General features: G+C 36.2%; 16 protein-coding genes and 2 tRNA genes. 6 read left to right on the top strand and 12 right to left on the bottom strand.

The genetic code is table 11. The features are described from left to right. The first annotated feature begins 27 nt into the window (after positions 1 to 27). The 3 genes from NCE97_RS01180 to NCE97_RS01170 all read left to right on the top strand — a co-directional run bounded on the left by NCE97_RS01180 (position 28) and on the right by NCE97_RS01170 (position 4,458). The gene (locus NCE97_RS01180) at positions 28 to 1,371 is read left to right on the top strand and encodes a deoxyguanosinetriphosphate triphosphohydrolase (RefSeq protein WP_353777037.1); all 1,344 of its coding nucleotides are present in this window, start codon (positions 28 to 30) and stop codon (positions 1,369 to 1,371) included. Between the two features lie 15 nt (positions 1,372 to 1,386). After that, complete coding sequence (locus NCE97_RS01175) at positions 1,387 to 4,155, top strand: T9SS type A sorting domain-containing protein (RefSeq protein ID WP_353777036.1); 2,769 nt, start codon at positions 1,387 to 1,389, stop codon at positions 4,153 to 4,155. Between the two features lie 126 nt (positions 4,156 to 4,281). Continuing rightward, positions 4,282 to 4,458, top strand: a complete 177-nt coding sequence (locus tag NCE97_RS01170) for a hypothetical protein (protein WP_353777035.1) — start codon at positions 4,282 to 4,284, stop codon at positions 4,456 to 4,458. Here NCE97_RS01170 and dxs read toward each other — a convergent pair. Next, the gene (dxs, locus tag NCE97_RS01165; RefSeq protein WP_353777034.1) at positions 4,455 to 6,221 is read right to left on the bottom strand and encodes a 1-deoxy-D-xylulose-5-phosphate synthase; all 1,767 of its coding nucleotides are present in this window, start codon (positions 6,219 to 6,221) and stop codon (positions 4,455 to 4,457) included. The two genes, NCE97_RS01170 and dxs, sit on opposite strands and share 4 nt — an antisense overlap. Before the next feature lie 18 nt (positions 6,222 to 6,239). Then, the gene (locus NCE97_RS01160) at positions 6,240 to 7,193 is read right to left on the bottom strand and encodes an energy transducer TonB (RefSeq protein ID WP_353777033.1); all 954 of its coding nucleotides are present in this window, start codon (positions 7,191 to 7,193) and stop codon (positions 6,240 to 6,242) included. A gap of 78 nt (positions 7,194 to 7,271) precedes the next feature. On the opposite strand from NCE97_RS01160, the gene NCE97_RS01155 reads away from it, so the two are divergent. Beyond that, entirely contained in the window at positions 7,272 to 7,721 is a 450-nt protein-coding gene (locus NCE97_RS01155) for a nucleoside deaminase (protein ID WP_353777032.1), read from the top strand. Between the two features lie 153 nt (positions 7,722 to 7,874). Here NCE97_RS01155 and NCE97_RS01150 read toward each other — a convergent pair whose 3' ends face one another. Together NCE97_RS01150 and atpD are read right to left on the bottom strand one after the other, a co-directional pair. Then, positions 7,875 to 8,168 (bottom strand): F0F1 ATP synthase subunit delta/epsilon, encoded by a 294-nt coding sequence (locus tag NCE97_RS01150; RefSeq protein WP_353777031.1) that lies wholly within the window; start codon positions 8,166 to 8,168, stop codon positions 7,875 to 7,877. A gap of 43 nt (positions 8,169 to 8,211) precedes the next feature. Then, complete coding sequence (gene atpD, locus NCE97_RS01145; RefSeq protein WP_353777030.1) at positions 8,212 to 9,720, bottom strand: F0F1 ATP synthase subunit beta; 1,509 nt, start codon at positions 9,718 to 9,720, stop codon at positions 8,212 to 8,214. 145 nt (positions 9,721 to 9,865) lie between these two features. Between atpD and NCE97_RS01140 the strand changes: the two genes are divergently transcribed. Beyond that, complete coding sequence (locus tag NCE97_RS01140) at positions 9,866 to 10,975, top strand: NAD(P)/FAD-dependent oxidoreductase (RefSeq protein ID WP_353777029.1); 1,110 nt, start codon at positions 9,866 to 9,868, stop codon at positions 10,973 to 10,975. Between the two features lie 2 nt (positions 10,976 to 10,977). Next, positions 10,978 to 11,427 (top strand): 3-oxoacyl-ACP synthase, encoded by a 450-nt coding sequence (locus NCE97_RS01135; RefSeq protein ID WP_353777028.1) that lies wholly within the window; start codon positions 10,978 to 10,980, stop codon positions 11,425 to 11,427. Here the strand turns inward: NCE97_RS01135 and NCE97_RS01130 are convergent. The 8 genes from NCE97_RS01130 to NCE97_RS01095 form a co-directional block, all read right to left on the bottom strand. Continuing rightward, positions 11,411 to 12,115, bottom strand: a complete 705-nt coding sequence (locus tag NCE97_RS01130) for a DUF434 domain-containing protein (RefSeq protein WP_353777027.1) — start codon at positions 12,113 to 12,115, stop codon at positions 11,411 to 11,413. The two genes, NCE97_RS01135 and NCE97_RS01130, sit on opposite strands and share 17 nt — an antisense overlap. Beyond that, complete coding sequence (locus NCE97_RS01125; RefSeq protein ID WP_353777026.1) at positions 12,115 to 12,849, bottom strand: ATP-grasp domain-containing protein; 735 nt, start codon at positions 12,847 to 12,849, stop codon at positions 12,115 to 12,117. The genes NCE97_RS01130 and NCE97_RS01125 overlap by 1 nt, the downstream gene beginning before the upstream one ends. A gap of 15 nt (positions 12,850 to 12,864) precedes the next feature. Beyond that, positions 12,865 to 12,936 (bottom strand) — tRNA-Gly (locus tag NCE97_RS01120). A gap of 18 nt (positions 12,937 to 12,954) precedes the next feature. After that, positions 12,955 to 13,027 (bottom strand) — tRNA-Asp (locus NCE97_RS01115). A gap of 12 nt (positions 13,028 to 13,039) precedes the next feature. Then, positions 13,040 to 14,395 carry an SDR family NAD(P)-dependent oxidoreductase gene (locus NCE97_RS01110; protein ID WP_353777025.1) on the bottom strand — a complete coding sequence of 452 codons (1,356 nt, stop codon included), beginning with the start codon at positions 14,393 to 14,395 and terminating at the stop codon, positions 13,040 to 13,042. Between the two features lie 8 nt (positions 14,396 to 14,403). Continuing rightward, positions 14,404 to 15,105, bottom strand: coding sequence for a tRNase toxin domain-containing protein (locus tag NCE97_RS01105; RefSeq protein ID WP_353777024.1), 702 nt, complete (start codon positions 15,103 to 15,105; stop codon positions 14,404 to 14,406). Further along, a complete protein-coding gene (locus tag NCE97_RS01100; RefSeq protein WP_353777023.1) occupies positions 15,095 to 15,769 on the bottom strand; it encodes a hypothetical protein in 675 nt (224 codons plus the stop codon). The genes NCE97_RS01105 and NCE97_RS01100 overlap by 11 nt, the downstream gene beginning before the upstream one ends. 131 nt (positions 15,770 to 15,900) lie before the next feature. After that, positions 15,901 to 16,458: a metallophosphoesterase family protein gene (locus NCE97_RS01095; RefSeq protein WP_353777022.1), complete on the bottom strand. Its 558-nt coding sequence runs from the start codon at positions 16,456 to 16,458 to the stop codon at positions 15,901 to 15,903. Positions 16,459 to 16,468 lie beyond the last annotated feature (10 nt).

Genomic DNA, 16,468 nt, shown 5'->3' with positions numbered 1-16,468 from the left:
TTTTCTTTACAATGTAAAGGTTGAATTATGAATTGGGAACAATTACTTTCTCTAAAAAGATACGGAGACACAAATAAACGATTGAGGAAAGAACAAGATGAAACACGTCTTGGTTTTGAAGTTGATTATGATCGTATTATTTTTTCTTCGGAATTTAGAAGCCTTCAAGATAAAACTCAAGTAATACCACTATCGAAGACCGATTTTGTACATACACGCCTAACACACAGTTTAGAAGTTAGTGTTGTTGGAAGGTCTCTCGGAAGGAAAGTCGGTCAGAAAATATTAGAAAAGCATCCTCACCTTAGAGATACACATGGTTATCAGGCAAACGATTTTGGAGCTATTGTGGCCGCAGCGGCTTTAGCTCACGATATAGGAAACCCACCTTTTGGGCATTCTGGAGAAAAAGCTATTGGTGACTTTTTTAAAACAGGAGAAGGGCAACGATTCCAATCGCAATTGACAGAAAAAGAGTATCAAGATTTATGTGATTTTGAAGGGAATGCCAATGGGTTCAAAATTCTTACCGAAAGTAGAGCAGGTAGAGAAGGAGGTCTGCGTCTCAGCTATGCAACACTAGGAGCATTCACAAAATACCCAAAGGAATCCTTACCAAAAAAGCCTACTAGCTATGTAGGCGATAAGAAATACGGCTATTTTCAGAGTGAGAGAGAAGCTTTTTTGGAAGTTGCAGAAGAATTAGGATTGACGAAAAAAAACTATGACAATGGCTTTGGGTTTTCAAGACACCCATTAACCTTTCTTGTAGAAGCTGCTGATGATATATGTTATACCATCATTGATTTTGAAGATGGGATTAACCACGGATACATTCAGGAAGATTATGCTTTAGAGTATCTCATTAAGCTAGTTAAAGGCACAATTAATAATCAAAAATATAATTCTTTAAAGAACACTCAGGATAGAATAAGTTACTTACGAGCTTTAGCTGTAAACACATTGATTGAAGAAGCCGTAAATATCTTTATTGACAATGAGGAAGAAATTTTACAAGGGACTTTTTCTAAATCCTTATTGAGTGTGAGTCAGTATAAGGCACAAATGGAAGATATTATTAATATTAGTGTGCACAATATATATCAATCGGATAATGTAATCAACAAGGAAATAGCTGGTTTTAGGATAATTAACCAGTTATTGAGTATCTTTACAAAAGCTATGGAAAATCATTATTATGATAGAAAGTCTAGTTATGACAAGTTAATAATGAAAGTTTTTCCTGAGACTTTAGACTTAAACCACAAATCTTTGTATACGAACATCTTAAATATTACTAATTATATATCAAAGCAATCAGATTCAAGAGCCTTACTTATGTACAATAAATTATTAGGCCAAGTATTATGAATTAAACATTAAACTATGAAAAAGAAACTAGCTATTTCAATCTTAACCTTAACCTTTTCTATTGCCATTACCAGCTTTTTCTTTCTTAATGAAGAAGAGACCAACCCAATCGAAACGTTAAGAGCAAAACATCAAAAATTTCTAGATAACAGTCCTTACAAGGCGACTCAAAACCTCACTAGACTAGAACGTTTGGAGCGAGGATTACCTCCTAATGCATATTACGAGCAAATGTGGGAGTTATCCATGGATCCTAATACAGGAAGACCAATGCCTGAGCGATTAATTCAAATTCAGGGAGAATTAAATGAACAACGCCAATTGAGTAGAGGTGTTGGAGGCGATAATGCTAATCCTTGGGTAGATAGAGGTCCAAACGATCAAGGAGGAAGAACACGAGGTGTTATGTTTGACCCTAATGATATTAATAACGCCAATCCAAATGATGATTACACAAGAGTTTTTGCAGGAGGTGTTTCAGGTGGATTATGGGTTAATGATGATATTACAGATGGCAATTCTTCGTGGAGCCTAGTAACTGGAGCACCTGGAAATATTTCTGTAACATGTATTATTTCTGACCCTAATGATTCTGATGTATTCTATGTAGGATCTGGAGAGTCTTACACTAGTGGAGATGCTGTAGGTAGAGGTATCTGGAAGTCTGAAGACGGCGGTGTTACTTGGACAAATATTTTTGGAGGCTATGATAGCTTTGTTGTAAATAGTGGAACTGGCTTTGTGAATGGGATTTTCTATATCAATGATATTATCGCAAGAGATAACGGAGGTTCTACTGAGCTTTACGCAGCGGTATCCAGTGCGGCTTACGATCTAGCGAATGCACCAGATAACTTTAATGGACTTGCAGAAATGGGAGTCTATAAATCAACAGATGGAGGTGCTAACTGGACACGATTTAATATTACACACAACGACGGAAGCTTTAAAAATCCAAACGATTTAGAATTAGATATAGATAACAACATCTGGTTTAGTACTACAAGTAATGCTTTTGGTAATGCTGGAGGTGATATTTATAAGTCTACAGACGGTGTTTCTTTTACATTAGAAAATACAATTCCTGGAGCTTCTAGAACAGAGATCGAACCATCTGCAACCAATGCCGATACATTTTGGGTTGCAGCTAATGTTGGAGGACAAGCAAACTTGTATACAACGACTAATGGCTTTACTAGTTTTACGACAATCAACGAGCCAAATGATGTTGACCTTGGGATTTCACCTGCAGATTATGCAAGAAACCAAGCGTTTTATAATTTACCAATAGAGTCAGATCAAAATGGATTTCTTTATGTTGGAGGAATCGATTTATTTAGATCTACAACAGGAGGAATTACTTGGGGACAGATTTCAAAATGGTCTAACAACAATAATCTTGCAGGGCTTAATGTATCTCTAGTACATGCAGATCAACACGCAATAGTATTCAGACCTGGAAGCAATGATAATGAAGCTGTTTTTGCAAATGATGGAGGAGTATACTACGCTTCAGATTTAACGAATACAGGAAACGGCACAGCAATTCAAGCTAGAAATAGAGACTATAACACAGTTCAGTTTTATTATGGTACTATCGATGAAGTAGATGGAGCTGATGGTGATGATATCTCTGGCGGAACTCAAGATAATGGTACTCAATTTACAATAGATGCAGGACCTGGAGCAAATGCTTATTTTGATCCTGTCTCTGGAGATGGTGGTTTCACTGAGATAGATGATAGTGGAGCATATGTTATCGCTACTTTACCAGGAAACAATAGTATTTTTATAAACTATCCAGTCTTCAACAATTTTTTCGGAATTACTACACTTGGTGGCGGAAGCTTTATTAATGAGGCTGAGTTGGATAAAAACTTAGATATACTTTATGCCAATGCTTCTGGAGGAGCTACCAATAGAATAGAGCGTGTTACAGAGTTCCTCCCTGGAGGAGCAGCTCAAACTAACACTGCTATGACCAATGCACTTATGAACTCTCGGCCAAGTGCCCTAAAAGTATCTCCTTATACAACTTCTGTAACTACACTTTTTGTAGGTTTAAGAAATGGAAGATTACTTAGAGTAAACTTTGCAAACTTAGCACCATCTTGGACCAATATTACTGGACCAGGATTTGTTGGAAGTATCTCGGATATTGAGTTAGGACAGTCTGAGCAAGAAATATTTGTAACCATGCATAATTATGGTGTTACAAGCGTATGGGCGAGTACTGATGGAGGAAACAACTGGACAAATATAGAAGGTAATTTACCAGACATACCAGTACAGTGTATTTTACAAAACCCACTTATCCCAGAAGAGTTAATTATCGGAACTGATTTAGGAGTTTGGGCAACGCCAGATTATACAGATCCTAACCCAACTTGGGTACAGGCTTATAATGGTATGAGTGACGTAACAGTAGTAGATTTAGACTTAAGGGCTTCAGACAATACTATTTTAGCAGCTACGCACGGAAGAGGAATGTTTACAAGCCAGTTTACAGATACACCACTTAGTATTTTAGAAAATCAGTTCAGCGATAGAGATATTACATTATATCCTACAGTATCTAATGGAGACATCAAGATTTCTTCAAATTCATTTGTTGGAGTGGCAAATATGAACATCTATAATATCAACGGACAAGAAGTACACAAGGCCAAATTAAACATCTCTTCAGTAGAGGAGAATGTCAAGCTAAATCTAGGTTCTGGGATGTACTTTGTTAATATAGCTGGTGATAACTTTTCTGTAACAAAGAAGATTATCATTAAGTAAATACTTACATTTAAAACTAGAAAAGGGCTTCACGGCCCTTTTTTAGTATTAGTGTATTTCGTCGATAAAATTTGTATTTCAACGATAAATGATTATATTTGACAACGTAACCCTAAGTCTATTAAGATGAAAAAGAATATTCTAGGAGCATTAGTGATATTGTTTGTTACTGTGGCATTATTCCTCATGATGGACGATATCTCTAAAAGTAAAAACCCTGAGCCGCAAATTAATAAGGTAGAAGTAAAGGATCCAGATGCCCAGCAAGATTTAGCTACTACTGATTCTGAAGAAGAAAGCTAGGATAATAATTGTGTCACTAAGCTTTCAGGATTCAAACCGACTAAATTTTGTAGTTCCTCAATAGAGGCATGCTCAATAAACTTATCCGGAATTCCAATTGTATTTACTGGAGTTTTATAATTCCATCTTGAAGCAAATTCGAGGATAGCACTTCCAAAACCTCCATTTACAGCACCATCTTCTATAGTAAAGATTTTGTGATATTTTTTGAATATCTCATGTAATAAGCCTTCATCTAATGGCTTCACAAATCGCATATCGTAATGTGAAAAGGCTTCACGATCATCAGAAGACATTAATGTTAGTGCTTCAGAGACATTTCTCGAAATAGTTCCTATCGTTAGAATGGCCATTGAGCTACCTTCTTTTACACATTGCCCTTTCCCGATAGCGATTTTATTGAAAGGCTTTTTCCAATCTAGTGTAATACCTCTTCCTCTTGGATATCGTATAGCAATTGGACTTTCTAGACCTAATTGAGCAGTATACATTATGTTTCTTAAGGTTTCTTCATTACTTGGCGCAAAAACAATAAGATTAGGAATGCACCTCAAGTAAGCCAAATCAAAAGCGCCATGATGCGTTGCACCATCTTGTCCAACCAAGCCAGCTCTGTCCAAACAAAATATAACTGGGAGTTTCTGTAGAGCCACATCGTGGATTACTTGATCATAAGCGCGTTGCAAAAACGTTGAATATATATTGCAAAACGGAATTAACCTTTGGGTAGCCATACCAGCTGCAAGAGTCACAGCATGCTGTTCTGCAATACCAACATCGAAAGCGCGATCTGGGAACGCTTCCATCATATATTTTAAGGAGCTACCAGTTGGCATAGCTGGTGTAATACCCACAATCTTTTCATTTTGTTGTGCTAGTTCAACAATAGTATGCCCAAAAACATCTTGATATTTTGGGGGTTGATGTCCATTGCTCTTTGGAGTCAACTCACCAGTTTTAGCATCAAATTTACCAGGTGCATGGTACTTTACTTGGTTCTCTTCAGCTTGCTTTAAGCCCTTACCTTTAGTTGTAATAACATGAAGAAACTTAGGACCTTTAATGGTTTTCAATCTCTGTAATTCTGAAATCAATGTTGGTAAATCATGACCATCGATAGGACCAGAATAGTCAAAATTCAACGCTTCAAAAATATTGTCTTGCTTTTGAGTTCCTTTTTTAACGTTTGTCAAATATTGCTTTAGTGCACCAACACTAGGATCGATACCTATAGCATTATCATTAAGAATAACTAAAAGATTAGCGTCCGTAACTCCAGCATGATTGAGTCCTTCAAATGCCATTCCGCCGGCAATAGAAGCGTCTCCAATAACCGCTACATGGTGTTTGTCTTCACCTCTTAGTTGAGATGCAATGGCCATACCTAAAGTTGCAGAAATGGAAGTAGAGGAGTGGCCAACACCAAATGTGTCGTATTCACTTTCGCTTCGTTTTGGAAATCCACTAACACCATCGAGTTGCCTATTGGTATGGAAGATGTCTTTTCGTCCTGTTAATATCTTATGACCATAAGCTTGATGCCCAACATCCCAGACTAACAGATCTTCAGGCGTATTGAAGACATAGTGCAAAGCAATGGTCAATTCCACCACACCAAGACTAGCACCTAAATGTCCCTCTTTGGTGGCTACAATATTAATGATGAACTCACGCAATTCTTGAGCTAGCTGAGGTAAAGATTCAGCATCAAGTTGTCGTAAATCTTCAGGTAAGTTGATATGGTCTAATAATGGCTTTTGCACTAGGCAAAAATAGTGCAATTAATCTTCAACCTTAAACTTAATAGGAAGATTATATATCACCTTTACAGGTGTTCCTATGTGGCGTCCAGGTATAAACTGTGGGAGTAATTTTATAACACGTTTTGCCTCTTTTTCTAACTTCGGATGGGGTGCTCTTACTTTAATGACATTCACCAATCCCGTTTTATTAATTTCAAATTGTACATAAATACGCTGAATACCTTCTACTTCTAAACAGACATTTGTGTTAAAATGACTAGTAACAAACGCATTCATTTTTTCAGAAAAATAGGCTTTAGCTTCTTCTTCAGATAAGTTTTCAGGAGTGTTTTTAAATTTAGGTGTATCCTCAATCATATAATATCCTAAAACAGGATCTTCAGAATCTTTAGTATATTTTTCTTCTACTACAATGAGACCATCTAACTCTACTTTAGGAGGTGGAGGTATTACTTCTCCAATAAGTATAGGAGGATGTTCTTGTTTTGGAATAACAACGTCCCTTTTTTGAGTATAAGTAGAATCTGATTTGCTGCAATCTAGCTTAGGAATACCACCAAGAATATTATATATGGTGTCTTTGTCAATTGTTTTTTGTGAAATACTGTCAACGACTTCAACACTATCTATCTTTTTGGTGTCGTTGGTATTTGTCGTGCAACTAAATAGAGAGGTTCCCATGACTATTAATAATAAGAGCGTAAACAAATGGATTGCATTATGCTCTTTTTGAATAACATCTGAAGGAATTCTTAGGTTAATGCTTTGTAATTGAGATTGCTTGAAGTGACCACAGAGTTGTTTGTGTCTATTCGCCTCAATGAAATCCTGAATTTCATAGTCGCTAAGTTTGGTAAAATCAATGACAACCTTATCACAAGAGGAGCAAAAGCGTCCCTTATCCTTAGGAGTCATGGCATTCCAATCTTCATGACATGGATTGGGAATAGATAATTTATAAAATGAATTCATAGTTAACAGCTTTATAGAAAGACATCAACTTTCTTGCCGAACTTTAGAAGATATGATTCGAAATAGTATTTTTGCGTTATGCTAAACCCATATGACGATAACTATTTTATGAAAAAAGCCTTGGAAGAGGCTGAGATTGCTTTTGAAAAAGGAGAAGTTCCTGTAGGTGCAATTGTGGTTATCAATGATCGTATTATAGCCAGAGCGCATAATCTTACGGAACTGCTAAATGACGTTACAGCACATGCTGAGATGCAAGCTATTACAGCTGCTGCAAATTTTCTGGGAGGGAAATATCTTCATAACTGTACGCTGTATGTCACCCTAGAGCCTTGCCAAATGTGTGCTGGAGCCTTGTATTGGAGTCAAATCTCAAAGATTGTATATGGAGCAAGAGACGAAGAGCGGGGTTATATAAAAATGGACACCAAATTACATCCAAAAACTAAAGTGGTTGGAGGAATAATGGCTGAAGAAGCTTCAGATATTTTGAAGCGGTTCTTTATTAGAAAACGAAACCTCAATTAAATCTAGATGTCATTTCGAACGCAGTCGAGAAGTATTCAAAACTCGATCTCGTAGAGCCTGTATTGAGTATTGTCGAAATGTCTTTCAGAATTATTAATAAAAAAACCGCCTTTATTAAAAGACGGTTTTTCAATATTATAAAAGGAATTGTGATTAGTCAGCTAATACAATAACCTTGTTATCTTTCATTTCGATTGTACCAGAATTGATCTTTACAGTTAAGACCTTGTCATCATCATTATGAGGAATCACTTCTGCATGAAGTTCATCAAAAACTAAATGGCTTTGTGTATGTGTATGAATTTGCACGGTTCCTTCAGTTAATAAAGAAACAATAGGTGCGTGATCTTTCAACATTTGAAATTCACCATTAATTCCAGGAACTACTACAGAATCAACTTCTGAACTAAACAATGTGGCTTCTGGTGATACAATTTCTAAGTACATAGTCTCTTAATTGATAATTAATAATTGACAATTGTCAATTGAATTAAGCTTCAGCTAACATTTTCTCTCCAGCTTCAATAGCTTCTTCGATAGATCCTTTAAGGTTGAACGCTGCTTCTGGTAAGTGATCTAATTCACCATCCATAATCATGTTAAATCCTTTGATCGTTTCTTTAATGTCTACTAATACACCTGGGATACCTGTAAACTGCTCCGCTACGTGGAATGGTTGAGATAAGAAACGTTGTACACGACGTGCACGTCCTACAGCCATCTTATCTTCTTCAGATAATTCTTCCATACCAAGGATAGCAATAATATCTTGTAACTCTTTGTAACGTTGTAATAACTCCTTAACACGTTGTGCACAATCATAGTGATCGTCACCTAAGATTTCTGGTGTTAAGATACGAGAAGTAGAATCTAATGGATCCACCGCTGGGTAAATACCAAGCTCAGCAATCTTACGAGATAATACTGTTGTTGCATCTAAGTGAGCAAACGTTGTTGCAGGAGCAGGGTCAGTTAAGTCATCCGCAGGTACGTATACCGCTTGTACAGATGTAATCGATCCTTTCTTAGTTGAAGTAATACGCTCTTGCATCGCACCCATCTCTGTTGCTAATGTTGGTTGATAACCTACCGCAGAAGGCATACGACCAAGAAGTGCAGATACCTCAGAACCAGCTTGTGTAAAACGGAAAATGTTATCTACGAAGAATAATACATCTTTTCCTTGTCCATCTCCAGCACCATCACGGAAGTACTCAGCAATAGTTAAACCAGATAATGCCACACGAGCACGTGCTCCAGGAGGCTCATTCATCTGACCAAATACGAAAGTTGCTTTGGATTCTTTCATAGTAGCTTTATCTACTTTTTGAAGATCCCAACCACCTTCTTCCATAGAATGCATAAAGTCGTCACCATATTTAATAATGCCAGACTCTAACATTTCACGAAGTAAATCGTTTCCTTCACGAGTTCTTTCACCTACACCAGCAAATACAGATAAACCACCGTGTCCTTTTGCAATGTTGTTAATTAACTCCTGAATCAATACTGTTTTACCTACACCAGCACCACCAAATAATCCAATCTTACCACCTTTTGCATAAGGCTCAATAAGGTCGATTACTTTAATACCAGTAAATAATACTTCAGTAGACGTAGATAATTCTTCGAACTTTGGTGCTTGTCTGTGAATTGGTAAACCATCATCACCAGCTTTTGGTAAGTCACCAAGACCATCGATAGCATCTCCAATTACATTAAAAAGACGACCGTAAACATCTTCTCCAATTGGCATCTGGATAGGAACTCCAGTAGCAATTACTTCAGTACCTCTACTCAAACCATCTGAAGAGTCCATCGCAATAGTACGTACTGTATCTTCACCAATGTGAGACTGTACTTCTAGTACTAGTGTAGAACCGTCTGGTCTATTAATTTCTAATGAATCGTAAATCTTTGGAAGTTCTGCTCCTGAACCGAATTCTACATCGATAACAGGACCAACAATTTGTGCAACTTTACCTGTAACTTTTGACATTACTTTTATGTTTATTGTTTTGCTTAAAATTTATGCGAAAGAACCCTAGGTTTTTCGCGCTGCAAAGATAAAAGTTTTGTTTTAATAATTAAGCTATTTTTTATTTATTATTCAAGCTATTTTTAGAGTCTATTTTTAAGAGGAAATGAATCTATCATATTGGGAATTAAAATCATGGCTAACTAACATAGATTTTGCTATTGTTGGGAGTGGGATTGTTGGTTTAAACTGTGCACTACAATTGCGACATCGATTCCCTGAATCCAAGATTTTAGTACTAGAAAAAGGATATTTACCACAAGGTGCAAGTACTAAAAATGCTGGCTTTGCCTGCTTTGGGAGTTTGAGTGAGTTACTGAACGATTTAAAAACACATTCTGAAGAAGAAGTCTTGGGACTAGTAAAAGATCGCGTACAAGGATTAAAAGTGCTGAGAGAAACCTTAGGAGATGCAATTATCGATTACAAAGCCTATGGTGGTTATGAAGTTTTTCTTTCTGAAGATGAACTCTTTCAGGAATGCGTCTCTAATAAAGACAAGATTAACACACTATTGAAGCCACTATTTGATGATGAGGTATTTAGTTTGAAACCAAATCTGTTTGATTTCAGTAATGTGGAAACACAATATATCTTTAATCAGTTTGAAGGACAGCTAGATACAGGCAAGATGATGCAAGCATTATTGAACAAGGTAAGGCAAGCAGACATCAACATCCTGAATAATATTACTATGGAATCCTTTTCAGAAGAAAATGATAGGGTTTTTATTAGTACGAATCAATTTGAATTCTCAGCCTCTAAATTATTGATTGCGAATAATGGTTTTGCGGCTCAACTTTTAAATGAAAATGTAAAACCGGCAAGAGCACAAGTATTAATTACGAAGCCGATTAAAGATCTTCATATAAAGGGGGCATTTCATCTGGATAAAGGCTATTACTATTTTAGGAATATTGATGATAGAGTCTTGTTTGGTGGTGGGCGGAATCTGGATTTTAAGGCTGAAGAAACTACAGATTTTGGACAAACTCAACTAGTACAAGAGAAGCTTGAAGATATTTTAAAAACTACAATTTTACCTAGTACACCATTTGAAATAGAGCATAGATGGAGCGGAATCATGGGGGTGGGGGTTCAAAAGAAGCCAATCGTAAAGCAGTTGTCCAATAATGTGTTTTGCGGAGTAAGGCTAGGTGGAATGGGTGTTGCGATTGGTAGTTTGGTAGGGAAAGACTTAGCCAGTTTGGTATAAACATGACTGTAAAAGAATCGTTATATAAACAATGCTCGGATTTTGTTGAGTCTAGACTTCAAACAGTTCAAAGGACTATAAACGAAATTCAAGAAGCATTAACAACTGAAACCAAAAGCACTGCAGGAGACAAGCATGAAACTGGCAGAGCAATGCTTCAATTGGAACGTGAAAAAGCAGGAAATCAGTTGGCAGAAATTCAAAAACTAAAAGAAATACTTTCTAAAATTGATATCACAAAACAATCTAATCATATTGGCTTGGGAAGTGTTGTGTATACAACCAAAGCGAATTATTTTTTAGCCGTTAGTGCTGGAGAGATTGTGTATAATAACCAACATTTTTTTGCCATTTCTCCTAATACGCCAATTGGCAAATTACTACTTGGCAATACAGTAGGTGCGACTGTAAAATTCAGAACACAAGAGTTTGAAATTACTGAGATTCTATAATTTCGGGAGTATCAATATGATTTTCAATAATGTGCTTTCCTAAATTGAGCCAACGCTCAGCTCTGTCTAATATCCAGGCGTCTGAACTTACAACAATAGATTTGCTGTTAACTAAGAATTTATCAGGATTGTTTTCTAGAATAACCTCCCAATGAAAGCCATGCTTTTTGGCAATTTCCCTAAGCAATATTTTTAGTCGACCACTATTGGAAACAGGCTTGTCAAAGACCCAAAGCACATTATTCTCTTTGAGAATGTTACCAACCAAAAGCAATGCACGTTCTGTTTGTTGTACGCGCTTATAAGTGCCATGAACTCCCGAAAGGTCTCTATAAGCATCATCGAGACCTCTAAACACATAGGCACCAGACAAGGCACTTTCTAAAATGATTAGCAAATTGAAACCATCTATGGCTATGGGTTGATTAGAGATATTATTCAAAGCAACACAACTAGTGGTTCTTTGCCGAATTTGTTGTTGTGAAGCACTCATGCCTTGTACAGCTTGTTGCTGTCGCACATTGAGCCTATGTTTGTTGCCAACTAATTGCAGTGATGACTTTTCTGCATAGCCTCTAGTGAGCAGGTATGTCATATCTGCTATAGCGTCTTTGAGCTTTTGTTGAATTTTTTCTGCCCCAAACAGAACATCGTCATTACTATTTTTTCCTCGGTTCCTGGTAGTCATTAATCTTTATGTTGGCAACTTTCAACAATAGCATCGATTACTTTTATTGGATCACAGGCATATACTCCTGAGCTCCAAACGGGATTGGCTTCAATCAAAGCCCAGCCTTTATTCGGAATAAAACCTATATCAATTACAACAGATTTTGGTAGCTTGATATTTGAATCGGATAAGAAGGTTGACAAGAAATCCATCATTCCTTTTTCTTCTGAATCTTTAATTTGATTTGTCAAATGAATCTTTCCATCATAAATATATGTAGACCATGTAACCATAGTTCTATTCACGATAAAGCAACGAATCTCTATGCTCCAATCAACCACATCAGAGACAAAGACTTCAATGCAGTTGTCAATAGTTTTAAAACCTTGAATATCACTAACCTCTTTGTAAACACCTGCTGGGAAAAACTTAAAATCTACAGGCTTTATGAATTTGTTTATTGAGGTTTTAATATTGCCAAATGTATCATACTGAATGTTTCGCAAAGTATAATCATAAGCAATATGAGCAAGCCAATCATTATTGGGTTTCAATAACTCAAAACCGCATTGGTCTGCAACAACAGTTGTAAAAAGATCTTCACCATAAACTGCAATTACATTTTCTCGTTCAGTCTCAGGAATAGTCCAGCTTCCAAAGCGCATAGTTCTGTAAGATGAATGTATTGCAGCATTGTTAATTATTAATGAATCTTCAGAGAAGTTGGGTGATAATACTATTATGTTTTTCATTAAATTTAATAATGTTTGGGTGCATGAGACTTGAACCCATACCTCCTGCTTGGTGGGCAGGCGCTCTTCCAGTTGAGCTAGCACCCAAAATATTTTAAAACAGTAGAGAACGTGTGAGATTCGAACCCACAACTTCAGGAGTGACGGTCCTGCGTTCTTCCAGTTGAACTAACGTTCCCTACCTTTAGATTTACCAGTCTTCGATTTTATAATTTTTCAATAGTTTACCAACAAATGTATGCTTTTGGGTTAAGGTTTCTAGAATAGGCTGAAAAACTCTAGAGGCACCATCTACAGGATCCAAAGGTGGAATATAACCACGATCATATTGTTTTTTCCTTAAGCTTTCAATGGCACCTGTAGACACCCAACCAACATCTACTGCATTCATGTAAATATGATGCTTTTCATATTCTTTAGCAGAAGTTCGGGTCAGCATGTTTAAAGCTGCTTTGGTCATATTGGTATGTGGATGAAAAATCGTCTTATTATCGTAGCTAAACTGTCCCTCGGATGAGGTGACATTAATAATGAACTTTTCTTCAAATGCTGATGCTTTCATTAAAGGCGTCAGTTCTTTAATCAAGAAGTATGGTGAGATTTGATTAATCAAATTCACCTCGACCAATTCATACATCGAAACATCCTCCAAAGTAGAGTTCCAACTATTTTTAGAACTCAAATCTATAGGTTGCCCAAAACGGTTCAACTTCAATTCTAAATCATTTACCGAGACCAATGCTTTTACATGTTGCGCTACAGGTGTTTGGTTTGCTACAAGCTTTTGAGAATTGTCATATCCCAATAACAATTGTTCCTCTTTTTCGATGATAGGTTGATAATATTGATCGGAATATTTAATGGTCTGCGCTGCATTATTGATTAAGATATCCAGCGTGTTATAATTGGATTTATAATAAGTGATGAAATCTTCTACAGATTTTAAATGTTTAAGATCTAAACCATATACTGTAAGATTATCACACCATTGCTCATAATCGTCTTCTTGTTGAAACAGGCTTAATGCTGAAGCAGGAAAACGTGTTGTTACCAACACATTGGCATTGCATCTTAAAAAGCGTAATGCCGTAGCATAACCTATTTTTACGCGACCACCAGTGACAATTACATTTCTGGAGGTGAGATCAACCATTTTAAAACGATTGTCATAATTCAGCTCCGCACAAGTTGGGCATAAGCGATTATAATATGAGTGTATTTGATTGTAAGATGCATTACACGAATAGCAGTTTTTAGGAATATTTATAGTTTCATAAGACTGTTCTTCCTTATGCAGTCCATTATACTCAGTAATATTATTGATAGCATTCTGTGCAATTTTTGAGCTCTTGAGTACATTCAAATCATGAGTGCGTTTGGCTTTATAACTTACTGATCGGTTTTGTTTTTTAGCACTTTTATGAATCTTAGAAATCAATGTGCCAAAGGTTTGATTATCTGGATTGTCTAATGGATTGTCCTTAAGTTCGGATAAGACCTTAAGACAAGATTCCCATTCTTTTGCTGAAAAATTATATTGATCCATGACTCAATTTATAAAAATGGTTCTAAAAATCCGATTAATAATTGATCTGGATACGACCATCGCATCCCATGACCACTTTCTATTCTTATTTCATATACAATACCATGCTTATAATGATGAAAAGTATTCCACCATGTATAATTATTCATAATATTAGTAATAATTGCTTTTACATTCTCTTGTTTTTCTTGGGGAGATCCTTTTACATCTCCCCAAAAGGTATCTTCTGTTCTGTCTGTATGTTTTTCCCAAGCTCTTACGCCTACACTAATTTGGTTATTGAAAGGCTTAAAACAACCTTCTAATAACGCATCCTTTTTTAATGGTAATCCTTCAACTGTTTTTATGGTTGAAGGTGTTTGCCGTTGCCCCATGATTACAAGTATATGTTCAAACGCTACTTCTTGAATAGTTTTTGAAACCAAACTTCTATTGGTATTATCATCAGTAAAACCTCGTTGCTGCAATGCTTCAATCATAGGTTCAAATACTAAAAAAGAATCCATCACATCTGGGGTTACTTCTTCAGAAAAATTGGGAAGTGGTAACACCTTAGAAGCGCCGTGTTCATAGTAATACATCAACCGTTTTGCAAACAATAATATGTGTTCATCCTGAAAAAATGCAGCATTAATAGCTAACCAGTCTTTAGAACACAGAGATTCTGATTCCTTGATGAGTTGAATTAGTTTATGGACTTTAAGCGTCATCGTTTTTGTTTTCTAGTATTGAATATGCAATAGATATTCTATTGGCTTCATCTTTATTTTTTGCATTTAAGAATAGATGTTCAATTTTGTCTAATATTCTTCTGTCTGAATATATGTTTGCTAACCTTTCATCTATTCTATTATTACCAATATTTAAGGCATAGTCAATAATATTCTGAATCAATCTTTCACTATCAGACTCTAAAAGCGTTTCTGATAGAGAGTCTTCATTATAAATTAAATTAAGCAAGATATAATCATCCATATTTTTAGAATTGGTTTCCAGAGCATTTTTTAAAAGCGTCGTGAAAAACAATTTAATTGCGAAAACTTCCTCTTCTTTCCATGATAACCAATTACCATAATTAAGCTTTTCAAAATCGATAAAATCATCTTTAACCTCTGATGATAGTGCAACAAGCTCTAATATTCTAGGCAAAAAATGTTTGTAATCATTAACGGAACCCAAAGTTGTGATTGCTTTTCTCATGTAGAATCCCAAATCATCTTCAGAAAGTTCTCTAAGAGGTTTAGAAAAAAGTGCTTTTCTGTCCAAACGATCTATACAACAAGGGCAACTTCTATCGGACAAATCACCTATAACAGTGTAAGGACTAAAGACCTTATAAAGATTATTTATTGTATCTAATTCTTGATTATTCATCTTCTCTTTTCTTTTACCAAGGTGTATTACAACCAAAGCCTCTTTTAAGATTACTGCGCAAATATTTTAACGATTTACGCAATCTTTTTGCGCAGTAAAAATAATTTACAATTTATTTGGGAATACTACCCCTAAAAAGGCGGTTCCCATTTCTTATGACTCATAATTTGCTTGACCTCCTCGTAAGTAATAGGGTAGAAGTCGTGGCAATCTACTCCGACATCAAAACTGTTCATGGTTTCATCGTCGGGTAAGCTTCCATGCGAATGACCGTAAAGGTGCCATGTTCCTCTAAAACTCGATCGCCAAACTCTCATCGCGTAGTGCAAGAGTATGATCTTGCGCTTGCCATTTGGAGCGTCTGCATCATTAACATTGAGTTCAAAGTAATCCTTAATCCATTCGAACCTATTGGGATTCGCTAGGGCCGCACCTTCATGATTGCCTCGTATTAAGAATATTTGACCATTGAGCTGATCGAGTATTTCTTTCATGCGATGGGCTTTGCATAGGCCAAAATCACCTAGGTGATACACCTTATCGTGTTTATTGACCCTGCTATTCCAGCGCCTTATGAGTTCCTGGTCCATTTCTTCTACACTACCAAATGGACGGTTGGTGAACTTAATGATGTTCTCATGACCAAAGTGATGGTCTGAAGTGAAATATATGTTTCTTGTTAAATTCATTTTATTATGT

Origin of the sequence: Winogradskyella sp. 3972H.M.0a.05, assembly GCF_040493455.1 — a bacterium.
Classification (GTDB): domain Bacteria; phylum Bacteroidota; class Bacteroidia; order Flavobacteriales; family Flavobacteriaceae; genus Microcosmobacter.
This window is presented reverse-complemented; position numbering and strand designations above follow the sequence as displayed.

Excerpts from the sequence above, each read along its gene's own strand:
- NCE97_RS01180 (WP_353777037.1), top strand. The coding sequence starts at position 28 with ATGAATTGGGAACAATTACTTTCTCTAAAAAGATACGGAGACACAAAT.
- NCE97_RS01175 (WP_353777036.1), top strand. The coding sequence starts at position 1,387 with ATGAAAAAGAAACTAGCTATTTCAATCTTAACCTTAACCTTTTCTATT.
- NCE97_RS01170 (WP_353777035.1), top strand. The coding sequence starts at position 4,282 with ATGAAAAAGAATATTCTAGGAGCATTAGTGATATTGTTTGTTACTGTG.
- NCE97_RS01160 (WP_353777033.1), bottom strand. The coding sequence starts at position 7,193 with ATGAATTCATTTTATAAATTATCTATTCCCAATCCATGTCATGAAGAT.
- NCE97_RS01155 (WP_353777032.1), top strand. The coding sequence starts at position 7,272 with ATGCTAAACCCATATGACGATAACTATTTTATGAAAAAAGCCTTGGAA.
- NCE97_RS01150 (WP_353777031.1), bottom strand. The coding sequence starts at position 8,168 with ATGTACTTAGAAATTGTATCACCAGAAGCCACATTGTTTAGTTCAGAA.
- atpD (WP_353777030.1), bottom strand. The coding sequence starts at position 9,720 with ATGTCAAAAGTTACAGGTAAAGTTGCACAAATTGTTGGTCCTGTTATC.
- NCE97_RS01140 (WP_353777029.1), top strand. The coding sequence starts at position 9,866 with ATGAATCTATCATATTGGGAATTAAAATCATGGCTAACTAACATAGAT.
- NCE97_RS01135 (WP_353777028.1), top strand. The coding sequence starts at position 10,978 with ATGACTGTAAAAGAATCGTTATATAAACAATGCTCGGATTTTGTTGAG.
- NCE97_RS01130 (WP_353777027.1), bottom strand. The coding sequence starts at position 12,115 with ATGACTACCAGGAACCGAGGAAAAAATAGTAATGACGATGTTCTGTTT.
- NCE97_RS01125 (WP_353777026.1), bottom strand. The coding sequence starts at position 12,849 with ATGAAAAACATAATAGTATTATCACCCAACTTCTCTGAAGATTCATTA.
- NCE97_RS01110 (WP_353777025.1), bottom strand. The coding sequence starts at position 14,395 with ATGGATCAATATAATTTTTCAGCAAAAGAATGGGAATCTTGTCTTAAG.
- NCE97_RS01105 (WP_353777024.1), bottom strand. The coding sequence starts at position 15,105 with ATGACGCTTAAAGTCCATAAACTAATTCAACTCATCAAGGAATCAGAA.
- NCE97_RS01100 (WP_353777023.1), bottom strand. The coding sequence starts at position 15,769 with ATGAATAATCAAGAATTAGATACAATAAATAATCTTTATAAGGTCTTT.
- NCE97_RS01095 (WP_353777022.1), bottom strand. The coding sequence starts at position 16,458 with ATGAATTTAACAAGAAACATATATTTCACTTCAGACCATCACTTTGGT.